The organism is Nocardia sp. NPDC059691 (genome assembly GCF_042733915.1).
GTDB lineage: Bacteria > Actinomycetota > Actinomycetes > Mycobacteriales > Mycobacteriaceae > Nocardia > Nocardia sichangensis.
This window is the reverse complement of sequence record NZ_JBHWFB010000012.1, coordinates 229,737-242,751: the sequence shown is the minus strand read 5'-3', so window position 1 is coordinate 242,751 and position 13,015 is coordinate 229,737. Positions and strand designations below refer to the sequence as shown.

Here is a 13,015-nt window from a genome sequence, read left to right as displayed (position 1 = left end):
GGTGAACTTTTGCAAGCGCTCCAGCTAGCACCAGGGCCGATGGCTCGATTCAGTCTTGCGCCGGCGCCTCGGGGGCGGGCAGCACATGCTGCTGCGCGTTGAACGCGGCGGGCGAACCGCCCGCGCGGGCCATGCCCTCGATGGCGCTCCAGGCGAGCATGGTGAGGTAATCGATCACGTCCTCGCGGGACAGCGACTTGTTGGTGGTCCACCAGTGCGTGGCCAGCTGGATGCCACCGACCAGCACGTACGACGCCAGCGCGGCGCCCTCGGTCGCTACGCCCCGGTCCTTGGCGCGATCGGTGATCACCGCGCACACCACCTCGGCGAAGAGCTTCTCGAACTCCGCGAGCGAGGACTGGTCGGCCGAGCCGTTGCCCATGATGAAGCGGTAGACCTCGGGGTCCTCGTCGACCGTGCCGACGTACTCGGCCAGGGCCGAGCGCACCAGCTGGTATTCGTCCGCGTCCAGGCTGATCGCGCCGTACACCCGCGGCATCAGCGTGGTCTCGATGAACCGCTGCATGGTCGCGTGGACGAGGTCGTTCTTGTCGGAGAAGTAGCGGTAGAGCACGGTCTTGGAGACGCCGATCTCCGCGGCGATCTCGTCCATGCCCGCGTTGCTGCCGCGGGCGCGCACGGCGGCGAGAGTGCCGTCGACGAGTTCCTCTCTGCGGTCGATCTTGTGTTGCCGCCACCGGCGCTTGCGGCCGTCCATCCGGCCGCCGCGCACCGCCGACGGTCGCTCGCCGACATCGACAAGGTCTTCGGTGGACAGCGTGGGCTCCCTCGTTCGTATGTGCTCCGGTGGCTACCAGCTTAGGTCCCCGATACCCGTGATATGCGCTTTTGAGCCCGGATGCGGTAGGAACCACAGTCCGGGCGTGTCCGGCGCCCGGCACGTCCGGTTTGTGCGCAGGCACTCACCCCGCTCGCTCACTTCGCCGCGCACAGCAGAATGGGAGGCATGGAGAAAGCTCCCGGCAACACCGCGGTGCTGAACGCCCGGGGCGACCGCGCCGGTGACGCCGCGCCCGCCGCCGCGCCCCTCGGCTTCGCCGCCGTGCTCGACGAGGCGGCCAAGCGTCGTGACCTCTGGCGGATGAAGGCGTTCGCCACCGGGCTGCTCGCCCTGGCCACCGCGATCTATCTGTTCTGCCGCTGGACCGAATCGCGCGGGGCGGGCGGCGACTGGGTCGGCTACCTGCGGGCCGCCTCGGAGGCGGGCATGGTCGGCGCCCTGGCGGACTGGTTCGCGGTGACCGCCCTGTTCCGTCATCCACTCGGCCTGCCCATCCCGCACACGGCGATCATCCGGCGGAAGAAAGACCAGCTCGGCGCCAGTCTCGGTACGTTCGTCGGCACGAACTTCCTGGCGCCCGAGGTGGTGTCGGCCAAGGTGAACTCGGCGCAGATCTCCTGGCGGGTCGGGCGCTGGATGGCCGATCCGAGTCATGCCGCGCGCGTGGCGCAGGAGAGCTCGACCATCCTGCGCGCCGTCGTCGGCGTACTGCGCGACGAGGACGTGGAGCAGGTCATCGACAACACCATCGTCAAGCGGATCGCGGAGCCGCTGTGGGGTCCGCCGATCGGCCGGGTGCTGGCGGAACTGCTCGCCGACAACCGGCAGTTGGCGTTGCTGGATCTGCTCGCCGAGCGCGCGCACCAGTGGGCGCTCGGATCCCAGGAGACGATCGATCGGATCGTGTTGCGGGACGCGCCGCAGTGGGCGCCGAAATTCGTCAATATCTTGCTTTCCGAACGGATCTACCGGGAACTGGTCGAGTTCACCTGGAAAGTCCGCTCCAATCCGGAGCACGAGGTCCGTCTCGCCGCGAACCGGTTCCTGGAGGAATTCGCCGAGGACCTGCAATTCGATGACGCCATGATCAAAAAGGCGGAGCGGATCAAGGCGCAGATCATGGGCCGGGAGGAGATCACCGGACTCGCCTCGGCCACCTGGCGCGCGGCGAAGCGGCTGATCCTGGAGTCCGCCGACGATCCGAGCAGCACGCTGCGGCGCAAGGTCGCCGAGAACGTGCAGCAGCTCGGCGAGCGCTTGCGCGACGACGCGGACATGCGGGCCAAGGTCGACAACTGGATCGATCGCGGCGCGCGCTACTTGGTGGAAAACTATGCCGGTGAGATCAGCACCCTGGTCACCGACACGGTTGCCCGGTGGGATGCCGAGGAAGCCAGCAAGAAGATCGAATTGCAGGTCGGCCGGGATCTGCAATTCATCCGTATCAACGGGACCGTCGTCGGTTCGCTTGCCGGACTGACGATCTACACGATTTCCCACTTGATGTTCGGCGGTTGATCCGCGGCGTGCGGAACGTTTGCCGAAACGCTGCTAGCAGACTGCTTGCAATAGCTAGCACCCTGACCTAGAATCGAATTCGTACAACCGCCAGAAGGTGAGTGATGGCTGACCAGCCCGAGGTTTCCGCCGAGTACACCGAGAGATCGGACGAGCATTCGTCCGGCATCGGCGAACGAGGGGGTCGCGTCGTCAGTGCGGCGCACGACATCGGAGGCTTCATCAGGGCGCAGCGGGAAGCCGCGCAAGTCTCGTTGCGTCAGCTCGCCCAGCTGGCGGGGGTGAGCAATCCGTATCTCAGCCAGATCGAGCGCGGACTGCGAAATCCGTCCGCCGAAGTGCTCACGCAGATCGCGAAAGCGCTGCGGGTCTCCTCGGAGGTCTTGTACGTACGGGCTGGCTATCTCGAGCAGCGGCCGCACAGTCCGGTCCGGGACGCACTGCTCGCCGACACGTTCATCAGTGAGCGGCAGAAGCAGGTGCTGCTGGACATCTATGAATCGTTTCGCCGGGAAAACGGAGGAAACGAGGTAGGGGGGGACGTATGGGACAGCGACGTTCCGCGCACGACAACCGAAACTCCGCCACGCCAGGAGAACGAAACACCATGACCGAGAAGAACGCCACCGTCACCAAGCCCCTGCTCGCCACCGTCGGCGCGGGTGACGCCCTCTACGCCGCCGTCAACGACGTTTTCGCGCAGGTGCGCGAGCGTGCGGCCGCCACCGAGGTGCAGGCCCGGGTGGAGGAGGCGCGCGAGCGCTTCGCCAACGTTCCCGCCGACGTCCAGGACCGGTTCGAGTCGCTGCGCGAGCGGCTGTCCGGCCTGCCGTCGGAGCTGCCGGACGACCTGGCCGAACTGCGCGAGCGGTTCACCGCCGAGGAGCTGCGCGCGCTGGCCGAGAAGTACTACCGGCAGGCGCTGGACATCTACGCCGACCTCGCCGTCCGCGGTGAGGAGACGATCGAGCGGCTGCGCGCCAACCAGGTCGTCGAGGAGCGGATCGGCAAGGTCGAGACGCTGTACGGCGACGCGGTCAGCCGCGCCGAGGACGTGCTCGGGCGCGTCAACGGACTGATCGGCCGCCCGGCGAAGGTCGAGGCCGACGAAGAGATCGACCCGGCGCCGGTCGTCGAGGCCGAGGTCGTCGAGGTGACCACCGAGGCCACCCCGGCTCCGGTCGTGAACGGTGAGGCCAAGAAGGCTCCGGCCAAGAAGGCCCCCGCGGCCAAGAAGGCTCCGGCCAAGAAGGCCGCTCCCAAGAAGCCCTGAACGGCCCGCGGCTGAAGCGATTCGACGCCCTCGCGCACCCCTGGTGCGCGAGGGCGTTGCTTCTATGATGGGTGGGGTGAATATGGTGCACGGATTGACCGGGATGATCCTGCTGGTGCTGTGGCTGGCGGCGCTCGGTGCGACGATTTTCGCGCTGATCCACGCCGTGCGTCAGCGTCCGGACGCGTTCACCGCGGTGGACAAACTGACCAAGCCGATCTGGCTGGCGATTCTCGGGGCGGCTGTGCTCGTGCTCCTGCTCTCCCCCGCGGGTCTGGGCCTGCTCTCCTTCGCGGCGATCATCGCCACGGGCGTCTACTTGGCCGACGTCCGGCCCAAGGTGGACGAGGTGCAGCGGGGTCCGCGCTGGTGAGGGCGGAGTTCGCCGACAGGTAAGGGTGCTTGCACTAGCAAGCGGCGCGAATCGGGGTTACTGTATCTAGCAGTAACACAAAGGAGTGTCCGATGCGTGCCATGCTGCCGACCGCGTTGACGAGCTTCCGGGGCATGCTCCGGAGCTTGCGCGACGCGCACAGCGCCGACTTGCGGTCGCGTACCTACCAGACCGCCGCGTTCAACCCGCCGACCGCGCCGCGCGAGGTGGTTCCGGTCCAGACCGGTGACGGCGTCCGGCTGCGCGTACACGCCTACGGCCCGTCGGATGCCCCCGCCATCGTGCTCGTCCACGGGTGGACCTGCTGCCTGGAATACTGGAATCCGCAGATCAACGCGTTCGCCGGTGACTATCGGGTGATCGCTTACGACCAGCGCGGTCACGGCGAGAGCGAATACGGGTCGAGCGAGCTGACCATGGAGCTGCTTGCCGACGACTTGGCCGCCGTGCTCGACGCCGCGCTCGCGCCCGGGCAGCGGGGCGTGCTCGTCGGCCACAGCCTCGGCGGCATGACACTGCAGGCCTGGGCGGGACGCTATCCCGAGCGGGTCGCGCGTCAGGCGCTCGCGGTGCTGCTGACCAATACCGCGGCGGACCGGTTGATCCTGGAGACGACGGTCGTGCCGCTGCTGAACCGTCCGCTGCGGCTGCTGCAATTGAAGGTGCCGCTGCCGTTCCTGTTCGGCAGGCTCGGGCTCGGCGCCCCGATGGTCTTCCCGCCCATCGCGCCGGTGCGCTGGCTGTTCGCGCGTCAGATCCTCAGCACCGCGGCCAAAGGCGAGCTGTTGGATTTCAGCATGGCCATCGTGCGGTCGTGTCCCGCGCGGGTGCGCGCCAAGTTCGGATTCCTGCTGGCCACGATGGATGTCGGGGAGTCGGCCCGGAATCTGGTGGTCCCCACGACGGTGATCTCGGGACAGTTCGACGACATGACGCCGCCGGTGCACTCCGAGCGGATCGTCGAAATGCTCCGGCAGACCGGCAGTCTCGCGCGCTATCAGGTGCTGCCAACAGGGCATCTCGGCAATGCCGAGGCCTACGTGCGGTTCAACGAGGAACTCGCGCGCGTCCTCGCCGCCACGCGCAAGTCCAGCCGCGCCGACCTCGCGGGCTGACGCGCCCAGGCGCTCGCGCCGGTCAGGAGAAGACGACCGTCCGGCGGCCGTGCACCAGGACGCGGCCCTCCAGATGCCAGCGCAGCCCGCGCGCCAGAACCACCCGCTCGATGTCGCGACCTTGACGGACCATGTCGCGCACTTCGTCCGCGTGGTCGATGCGGATGACGTCCTGCTCGATGATCGGGCCCGCGTCCAGTTCCGGGGTCACGTAGTGGCAGGTTGCTCCGATCAGCTTCACGCCACGGGCGAAAGCCTGGTGGTACGGGCGAGCGCCGACGAACGAGGGCAGGAAGCTGTGATGGATGTTGATCGCCTTGCCCGCCCAGTGTTCGCACAACTCGGCCGGCAGCACCTGCATGAACCGCGCCAGCACCACCGCGTGCGGATCGTGCGCGTCCACCAGGGCGCGGACCTCTTCGAACGCGGGACCGCGCTCAGCCGGGTCCTTCGGGAACGGCACGTGATGGAACTTCACCCCGTGCGCCTCGGTCATCGCCGCCAGATCCGGATGGTTGCCGATCACCGCCTCGATGGTGGCGGGCAGTTCACCGCTGGCGGCGCGTCCGAGCAAATCGTGTAGACAATGGCCGTCCTTGCTGACCAGCAGTACCGCGCGACGGCGCGCGCCGGAGTCCAGCAGTTGCCATTCGCTCTCCGGCCCCAGTTCCGCCGCCACCCCGGCGAACCGGTCACGCAGCTCCGCGATGCCGAACGGCACCGTCGCGGCCCTGATCGCCTGACGCGTGAAGAACCAGCCGGTATCGGCGTCGGAGTGATACCCCGCCTCCACGATCGAGCCGCCGAACTCGGCGATGAACGACGTGATCCGGGCGATGATGCCCGGCCGATCCGGGCAGCCGAGAGTCAGCACGTAGCGGCGGTCGTCCGAGACGGGTGGAGCGGAACTCATGGGGTTCATCCTCCCAGGTGCGCCGCCGGACATTCGCCGCGCCTTCGCCGAGCGCTCGACAAGGTGTCTCCGAGTGCGATCGCCGTCTATGATTGAAGGCAATGAAGGCAATGACGCTATTGCGGTCGACTCGGAGTGGGTGAGTGGATATGGCCAGGCTGACAGTTCGTGATCTACCCGACGAGGTACGCGAGGCACTGCGTGTGCGCGCGGCCCAGCATGGACGCAGTACCGAGGCGGAAGTCCGCGCGATCCTCATCGAAGCCGTCACGCCTGTGGCACAGGTCGAACTCGGGTCGTTGTTGGCGGAGATCGGTCGTGAGATCGAACTCACCGATGACGAGTTCGACGCCCTGAACGCCCGTGACCGACGGCCGATCCCTCCCATGGAGTTCGAGTGATCGTTCTCGACACCAACGTCATCTCCGAACCGCTGCGCAAGGCTCCGGACTCGCGTGTAGTCGCTTGGATCAATGCTCAACCTCTGCGCACTTTGTACCTGTCAGCTGCCACTGTGGCCGAACTCCGGTTGGGAATTGCCGCGATGCCTGCGGGCAGGCGGCGAGACACACTGCGCGACAGGTTCGAAACACGCGTGTTGCCTCTGTTCGCCGAGCGAATACTCGCTTTCGACCTGACCACCTCTGCGGTGTACGCCGAACTCATGGCGGCTGCGCGCGCCACCGGTGCGGCGATCGGGACTGCCGACGGCTATATCGCCGCGACGGCCAGCGCCGCTCGAATGGCCGTCGCCACTCGCGATACCGCGCCGTTCCGAGCTGCCGGGGTGCCCGTCATCGACCCGTGGGCCTAGCGCCCGGGCCGTTCGTCTGCGGCGCAGGTCGCCTTGTCCCCTATGCGTCCGAGTCGAGTGGTGCTCAGAGGTTGTAAAACGGTTCGGCGTAGTGGAATTCGCCGGCGATCTGGGAGTCGTAGGCCGAGAGGGAGCGGACCTGGAAGTGGCTGATCCACGACGGGTCGTCGGGGGTGATGCCGAGGCGGGCGGCGGGGACGAAACCGAAGCGCGGGTAGAACTCCAGGCTGCCGAGCAGGCCGATCAGTGGTTCGTCGAGGGCGTCCGCGGCGCCGAGCGCCGCGTGCATGAGGGCGGAACCGACTCCGGCGCCCTGATGGTCGGCGAGAACGCCGATCGGGCCGAGCGCCAGCACGGGGAACGGGCCGACGGCGGCTCTGGTCAAGCACAGGTGGCCGACCACGCTGTCGTGCTCGATCGCCACCAGCGAGAGCGTCGGGATCCAACCCTCGTCACTGCGCAGCTGGGCGACCAGGTCGACCTCGGGCGGGTCGGCGCCGGGGCGGCCACCGGACGCGGCGGCGGGGGCATAGCGCGGTGCGAATGCGCTGCGATGCACCGCCGCGATGGCAGCGGCGTCGTCGACGCGTTCGCGACGGATCAGCACGGTCGTCTCCTCCCGAACGAAGTAGGGCCCATCCGCACACGTTAGTCAGCGACCGTGGCGTCACGTTGTCCGATGCGCCATCAGCTACGAGTGTGCGCGAACTGCCGCCAGGCGCGCAACGGAATTCGATTCCGGTGTGCCAGACTCTCACCCCATGGCAAGTTCCACGTCGCTGACCAGGGCCGAAGTGGCCGCCATGATCGATCACACGCTGCTCGCTCCGGAGGCGACGCCCGCGCAGGTCGGCGTGTTGATCGAAGACGCACGGGCGCTTGGCGTCCTCGCGATCTGTGTGTCGCCGTCCATGTTGCCGGTGCGCGCGCCCGGACTGGTGGTCGCGACGGTCGCCGGATTCCCTTCGGGGAAGCATCATTCGCTGGTCAAAGGCGCCGAGGCGCGGCTCGCGGTGGATCAGGGCGCCGCCGAGGTGGACATGGTCATCGATGTCGGCGCGGCTCGCGCCGGTGATTACACGGCGGTGCTGTCCGACATCGTCACGGTCCGCGAGGCCATCGGGGATCGGGCGCTGTTGAAAGTGATCATCGAGTCCGCCGCGCTGCCGGACGACGCGATCGTGCAGGTGTGCCGGGTCGCCGAACGCGCGGGCGCCGATTTCGTGAAGACCTCCACGGGATTTCACCCCGCGGGCGGCGCGAGCGCGCACGCGGTGCGGTTGATGGCCGAGACGGTCGGCGACCGGCTCGGCGTCAAGGCCAGTGGCGGCATCCGGACCGCCGAGGCGGCCGCGGAGATGATCGCGGCGGGCGCGACCCGGCTCGGACTGTCGAAATCGCGTGAAGTGCTCGACGGTTTCCCGATCTGACCGTCAAAGCGCAAGGCCCGAAGGTCTTGCGGCGGTGCGGGTTCAGCAGCGCGTGTCGGAGCCGTTGCTGTTGCCTGCGGGCTCGAGCTGGGCACGCCCGCCGGAGAGGTGGACGTCGACACCGGAGTCGGTGACCTTCAGGTCGGTCGCCGCCATGCCGAGCGGGTAGCTCTGCAGGCTCTTGGTGAACAGGTCGACGATGCTCTGCACCAGGTCGGAGGGCAGGCCGATGCCGAGCAACTCCGCCGACATCGTCTCCACCTTGACCATGCCGTTCACGATCTGCGGCTTCAACTGGAGTTCGGCGAAGCCGCCGAGCACCGACAGGGTGAGCATGCCGGTACTCGCCGAGGAACTCACCCCGCTGACCATGCCGCCGAGGGTCTCTTTGATTCCCTCGTTGCTCCAGGTGACGTCGGCCGAGGAACTGCCGATCTCGCTGCCGTTCTGGTCGGCGACGTCGACGTCGCGGAAGACGGCGTGCACCACCATCCCGACGGCGGGACCGAACTTGGTGTCGTCACTGTTCACCTTGACCGTCGGCACCTTGCCGTCGATCCAGGTGAGCAGCATCGGCTTGGGCCCGAAGCTCACGTCGATCTTCGACCCCATCTCCTTCTCGAACTGCGAGCTGATGCAGTTCGACACCGTGTGCCTGGCGTAGGCCTCGCCGCCGACCAAGACCGTGGCGAGCAGAATCGCTACCACGGTCAGGGCGATCAGCAGGGTCCGCCGGTTGATCGTCGAGGGCGAGGTTGCGTTCGTACTCATGGCCAAAATTCTTCCCGACCTTTCTGTGCCGTCTCTGAGGAGGTCGTGAGGGGTTCGAATGTGACATGAAGCACAAAAATCGAGCGTAGCCTGATGCCCATGGCCGGCGATGAGGCAAGCCGCGCGATCGGATCCGCGGAACAAGGATGGCGTGTTCTGCGCCGCTGGGCCGGTCGGCACGCCGGTTTCTTCACGACTCGCCAGGTGCTGCGCACCGGGTGCGGAGCGCGGGTGCGAGCAGCCCTTGGCGACGGTTCGGTGACGAGGGCCGGAGTCGGCATGCTCCGGTTGGCCGGGTGGCCGGACGGCCCGCTCGACGAGTACGCGATGTGGGCGGCCTGGTTCGACGGCGCCGCGGTGGTCTCCCATCAGAGTGCGGCGGAGTTGCACGGGCTCGGCAGCCTGTGCCCGCGGTTCCTGCACCTGTCGGCGCGCGCGGGACGTCCGCCGGTGACGCCGCGGCTGGTGGTCGTGCGCCGAACGCTGGCAGGCGCCGACGTGGAATCGGCGGGTGCGTTCCTGGTGACGACGCCGGTCCGCACGGTGCTCGACCTGGCCGAGGCCGATATCGGGCAGTCCGCTTTGAACGAGGTGGTGGCCGACGCGGTCGCGATCCACCGGTGCGCGGGCGAGGAGATCACCGACGCGGGTGCGCGCTTGTCGCCGCGCGCCGCGCGACGGGTATATCAGGCGCTTGCCGTAGCGTGACGAAACCGCGCTAGCTCGTACCGAGCGGCGCGACCGCCGACCACGGCACCGAGAGCACGCTGTCGCGCAGGCGGCGGCGGTAGTGGCGGATCGGGAAGCCTTCCGCGTGCAGCGCCCGCGCCGCCGCGCGCCAGCGGACCCGGGGGCCATATGGTGCCATCGGCGCGGCGTGGGCCCACGCGCGATCGGCGGCGGTCAGCAGCGCGTGAATCGGTTCACCGGGAACGTTGCGGTGGATCAACGCCTTCGGCAAGCGTTCGGCGAGGTCGGAGGGACGCTCGACGGTGAAAGGATCCCAGGCCAGCGTGAGCGAGCGTGGTCCGTGCCGGTCGAGCAGGATCCATGCGCAGCGTCTGCCCAATTCGTCGCAGGTGCCGTCGACCAGCACCCCGTCCGGCGCCAACCCGGCCAGCACCGTCGACCATGCCTCGCCGACCGCCGCTTCCGGGTACTGCCGCAGGACGTTGAAGGCGCGCACCAGAACCGGCCGCAGCCCGGCCAATTCGAATCCGCCCCGTGCGAAGGTGACGCCGTCGCGGCCGGGCACCACGCGCTGCGGGTCGATCTCCAATCCGACCACCCGCACGTCGGCGCGGATCGTGCGCAGCCGAGCGGCCAGCTCGAACGTGGTCCACGGGCTCGCGCCGTACCCGAGATCGACGACCAGCGGATCGGGCGCACCGCGCAACCGGTCGGCGACGAATTCGTCGTTGATCAGCCAGCGGTCGCTGCGGCGGAGACGATTGACGGCGGTGGTGCCACGAGTGATATTGCCGACCGGTTTGGTCAGCGAGTGGGGTGTTGTTCTTCCAGCCACTGAACCGTGAACTCGGCCTCGCCGCGGAACAGGTCGACCAGGTTCACCAGCATCAGCTGTTCCAGGCGCGGACCCACCATGGGGATGAAAACTTTCGCCTCCGACGAGAAGCGCATGGTGCAGCCGGTGTCGGTGGGGAACAGGCGGATGGTGCCGCCGAGGCTGCCGGGGCCTGCGGGAATGGACGCCGAGTACTTGCCGGTGGTCTCCTCCGCGGCGTACGGGCTGTAGAACTCCTTGCGGGTGATCACCATGTCCTTGCGCATCACCGTCTGCGCGATTTCCGGCAGCATGTCGCGGGGCAGGACGTGGTGCAGCTCGACCGTGATCCCGTCGTCGCCCGCCTCCAGCCGGACCACCTCGTTGCCGGGGGTGTACTTCCGCATCTCGCCCATCCGCGCGTCCCAGTAATCGCGGTTCGACAGCGCCGCGTACAGCTCTTTTGTGGTGTGCAGCGGATAGCGGGCGGAGTAGTCCAATCGGCGTGCCATGGGCTCACACGTTACTGGGTCCGGCGGCGCCGACCTCGATGGGCGGGTGGAGTGCGGAACTGACACGAAGGCCGGGACCGCACGATGTGACGTCGAACAGTGACCGTGCTCTCGAGACCGGTCAGTGCGCCGTGAGCCACTTGCCGGTGAACTCCGCCTCGTTCTTCAGCAGCTCGGTGAGGTGCTCGGCGATCGCCTTCTCGATCTTGCTGCCGAACAGCGGAATCTTCACCTCGATGGTGCCGTCGACCGTGGTGACGGCGCCGGAGCCGTCGGCGGCCAACGCGATGGCGCCGCGGACCTCGGCGGGCGCGCCCTCGACGCGGGCCTCGAAGGTGGCCTGGTCCCCGGTCCAGCGCTCGACGCGCGGGATGATCAGATCGCCGGGCCGCACCGCGGTGATCGCGGCGGGGAGCTGTTCGGCGGGGATGGCCTGCACCATCTCGACGCGCACCTCGTCACCGCTGACGGTGACCGACTCCAGCCGGGCATTGGGGCCGCCGACCTCCGCGATGCGATCCTTCCAGTACTGGTCGTTCGCGAATGCCGCGCGCACCGCGGCGGTCGGATGGGTGTAGCGGGCCGTGTACGCCAGCGGTGTAGCCATGGGTCCACACGCTACCGTGTAGCGCTCGAGTCCCACGAGTCGTGCTGTCGGATGTGCTCGGGGCGGAGAATGCCAGCGTGTAGCTGTCAGCGCACCCGCTGCTGTTCGGCATTCGAGCTACCCGAGCGGTGCTATCCGATCCGCTCGCGGGCTGATACACCAGCGTGTAGCTGTCGGCGCGCACGCTACCGTTTAGCATCGTGCGAACTTCACGAGTGGTGCCGTCGGATCTCCTCGCCGATACCGGCGCGCGGCTATGCGCCGACGTGCGGTTGGCGGAGCTGACCACGCTGCGAGTGGGTGGACCCGCCCTGGTCGCCGAATGCGCGACGACCGAAGCGTTGGTCGCGACGGTCCGTGCGCTGGACGCGGCGGGTGTCCCGGTGCTGCTGCTCGCGGGTGGCTCGAATCTGCTGATCGGCGACGACGGCTTCGACGGCGTCGTGGTGCGGATCGCCACCGGCGGCGTCGAGATCGGCGACGGCGGCGTGGTCGCCGAGGCGGGCGCGGACTGGGACGCCGTGGTGCGGGCGACGGTCGAGGCGGGTCTCGGGGGATTGGAGTGCCTGTCCGGCATTCCCGGTTCGGCGGGTGCGACGCCTGTGCAGAACGTCGGCGCCTACGGCGCGGAGGTGGCGAATCTGCTGCGCCGGGTGCGCCTGCTGGATCGCGCCAGCGGTGAGATCCGATGGGTGGAGCCCGCGGAACTCGGTTTCGGCTACCGCACCAGCGTGCTCAAGCACCGTGACGACGCCGTCGTGCTCGCGGTCGACTTCGCGCTGCGCGCAGACGGTTCCAGCGTGCCGCTGCGTTACGGCGAGCTGGCCTCGGCACTGGGCGCCACGGACGGCGAGTCCCGCTCCGCGGCGCAGGTGCGGGAGGCGGTGCTGCGGTTGCGCGCGGGCAAGGGCATGGTTCTCGATCCCGCCGACCACGACACCTGGAGCGCGGGTTCGTTTTTCACCAACCCGGTGGTCGCGCCGGAGCGGGTGGCCCAGGTGCGCGCCGCGATCGCCGCTCATGTGGGCGACATCGCGGTGCCGACCTATCCGGCGCCGGACGGAGTCAAGTTCTCCGCGGGCTGGCTCATCGAGCGGGCCGGTTTCGCCAAGGGCTTCCCCGGCGACGGTGCGCCCGCCCGGCTGTCGACGAAACACACACTGGCGCTGACCAATCGCGGCGGCGCCAGCGCGGCCGATGTGGTGGCGCTGGCCAGGACGGTCCGCGACGGCGTGGCCGAGCATTTCGGGATCCGGCTGGAACCCGAACCGGTCACCGTGGGTCTCACCCTCTGACCCGTTGAGGCCGACACCACACGCTGCGTCGACGGGTCGGCGCGCGCGCCGCGCGTAGATTCGACGA

At 68.4% G+C, this 13,015-nt stretch carries 17 protein-coding genes; 10 read left to right on the top strand and 7 right to left on the bottom strand.

The genetic code is table 11. The features are described from left to right. Positions 1 to 49: 49 nt before the first annotated feature. Positions 50 to 718 carry a TetR/AcrR family transcriptional regulator gene (locus tag ACFV2O_RS26185; protein WP_379254033.1) on the bottom strand — a complete coding sequence of 223 codons (669 nt, stop codon included), beginning with the start codon at positions 716 to 718 and terminating at the stop codon, positions 50 to 52. A 249-nt stretch (positions 719 to 967) separates the two neighbouring features. On the opposite strand from ACFV2O_RS26185, the gene ACFV2O_RS26180 reads away from it, so the two are divergent. The 5 genes from ACFV2O_RS26180 to ACFV2O_RS26160 all read left to right on the top strand — a co-directional run bounded on the left by ACFV2O_RS26180 (position 968) and on the right by ACFV2O_RS26160 (position 5,102). Continuing rightward, complete coding sequence (locus ACFV2O_RS26180; protein ID WP_379254032.1) at positions 968 to 2,320, top strand: DUF445 domain-containing protein; 1,353 nt, start codon at positions 968 to 970, stop codon at positions 2,318 to 2,320. Positions 2,321 to 2,424: 104 nt separating this feature from the next. Then, on the top strand, positions 2,425 to 2,931 hold the full coding sequence (locus ACFV2O_RS26175) for a helix-turn-helix transcriptional regulator (RefSeq protein ID WP_355071881.1): 507 nt from the start codon (positions 2,425 to 2,427) through the stop codon (positions 2,929 to 2,931). Further along, positions 2,928 to 3,593 (top strand): heparin-binding hemagglutinin, encoded by a 666-nt coding sequence (locus tag ACFV2O_RS26170; protein ID WP_379254031.1) that lies wholly within the window; start codon positions 2,928 to 2,930, stop codon positions 3,591 to 3,593. Before ACFV2O_RS26175 ends, ACFV2O_RS26170 begins: the two co-directional genes overlap by 4 nt. Before the next feature lie 82 nt (positions 3,594 to 3,675). Then, the gene (locus tag ACFV2O_RS26165; RefSeq protein WP_040870424.1) at positions 3,676 to 3,966 is read left to right on the top strand and encodes a DUF2516 family protein; all 291 of its coding nucleotides are present in this window, start codon (positions 3,676 to 3,678) and stop codon (positions 3,964 to 3,966) included. A gap of 92 nt (positions 3,967 to 4,058) precedes the next feature. Further along, positions 4,059 to 5,102 carry an alpha/beta fold hydrolase gene (locus ACFV2O_RS26160; protein ID WP_379254030.1) on the top strand — a complete coding sequence of 348 codons (1,044 nt, stop codon included), beginning with the start codon at positions 4,059 to 4,061 and terminating at the stop codon, positions 5,100 to 5,102. 22 nt (positions 5,103 to 5,124) lie between these two features. Here ACFV2O_RS26160 and purU read toward each other — a convergent pair whose 3' ends face one another. Then, positions 5,125 to 6,015, bottom strand: coding sequence for a formyltetrahydrofolate deformylase (gene purU / locus ACFV2O_RS26155; RefSeq protein ID WP_379254029.1), 891 nt, complete (start codon positions 6,013 to 6,015; stop codon positions 5,125 to 5,127). A 149-nt stretch (positions 6,016 to 6,164) separates the two neighbouring features. Between purU and ACFV2O_RS26150 the strand changes: the two genes are divergently transcribed. After that, complete coding sequence (locus ACFV2O_RS26150) at positions 6,165 to 6,416, top strand: Arc family DNA-binding protein (RefSeq protein WP_364424350.1); 252 nt, start codon at positions 6,165 to 6,167, stop codon at positions 6,414 to 6,416. Then, positions 6,413 to 6,829 carry a type II toxin-antitoxin system VapC family toxin gene (locus tag ACFV2O_RS26145; protein ID WP_379254028.1) on the top strand — a complete coding sequence of 139 codons (417 nt, stop codon included), beginning with the start codon at positions 6,413 to 6,415 and terminating at the stop codon, positions 6,827 to 6,829. Before ACFV2O_RS26150 ends, ACFV2O_RS26145 begins: the two co-directional genes overlap by 4 nt. Positions 6,830 to 6,893: 64 nt before the next feature. On the opposite strand, the gene ACFV2O_RS26140 is transcribed toward ACFV2O_RS26145, so the two are convergent. Next, positions 6,894 to 7,436, bottom strand: a complete 543-nt coding sequence (locus tag ACFV2O_RS26140; protein ID WP_364424346.1) for an N-acetyltransferase — start codon at positions 7,434 to 7,436, stop codon at positions 6,894 to 6,896. Between the two features lie 154 nt (positions 7,437 to 7,590). On the opposite strand from ACFV2O_RS26140, the gene deoC reads away from it, so the two are divergent. Then, positions 7,591 to 8,259, top strand: a complete 669-nt coding sequence (gene deoC, locus ACFV2O_RS26135; RefSeq protein ID WP_379254027.1) for a deoxyribose-phosphate aldolase — start codon at positions 7,591 to 7,593, stop codon at positions 8,257 to 8,259. A gap of 42 nt (positions 8,260 to 8,301) precedes the next feature. On the opposite strand, the gene ACFV2O_RS26130 is transcribed toward deoC, so the two are convergent. Next, positions 8,302 to 9,030, bottom strand: coding sequence for a DUF2993 domain-containing protein (locus ACFV2O_RS26130; RefSeq protein ID WP_379254026.1), 729 nt, complete (start codon positions 9,028 to 9,030; stop codon positions 8,302 to 8,304). A gap of 99 nt (positions 9,031 to 9,129) precedes the next feature. On the opposite strand from ACFV2O_RS26130, the gene ACFV2O_RS26125 reads away from it, so the two are divergent. Continuing rightward, entirely contained in the window at positions 9,130 to 9,738 is a 609-nt protein-coding gene (locus ACFV2O_RS26125) for a hypothetical protein (protein WP_355071891.1), read from the top strand. A 10-nt stretch (positions 9,739 to 9,748) separates the two neighbouring features. Here the strand turns inward: ACFV2O_RS26125 and ACFV2O_RS26120 are convergent, their stop codons facing one another. The 3 genes from ACFV2O_RS26120 to ACFV2O_RS26110 form a co-directional block, all read right to left on the bottom strand. Beyond that, positions 9,749 to 10,555, bottom strand: a complete 807-nt coding sequence (locus tag ACFV2O_RS26120; RefSeq protein WP_379254025.1) for a class I SAM-dependent methyltransferase — start codon at positions 10,553 to 10,555, stop codon at positions 9,749 to 9,751. After that, positions 10,525 to 11,046 carry a DUF2505 domain-containing protein gene (locus tag ACFV2O_RS26115; protein WP_355071895.1) on the bottom strand — a complete coding sequence of 174 codons (522 nt, stop codon included), beginning with the start codon at positions 11,044 to 11,046 and terminating at the stop codon, positions 10,525 to 10,527. Before ACFV2O_RS26115 ends, ACFV2O_RS26120 begins: the two co-directional genes overlap by 31 nt. A 121-nt stretch (positions 11,047 to 11,167) precedes the next feature. Further along, the gene (locus tag ACFV2O_RS26110) at positions 11,168 to 11,653 is read right to left on the bottom strand and encodes a DUF2505 domain-containing protein (RefSeq protein WP_379254024.1); all 486 of its coding nucleotides are present in this window, start codon (positions 11,651 to 11,653) and stop codon (positions 11,168 to 11,170) included. A 200-nt stretch (positions 11,654 to 11,853) separates the two neighbouring features. Between ACFV2O_RS26110 and ACFV2O_RS26105 the strand changes: the two genes are divergently transcribed. Then, a complete protein-coding gene (locus ACFV2O_RS26105) occupies positions 11,854 to 12,948 on the top strand; it encodes a UDP-N-acetylmuramate dehydrogenase (RefSeq protein WP_379254023.1) in 1,095 nt (364 codons plus the stop codon). Positions 12,949 to 13,015: the final 67 nt, after the last annotated feature.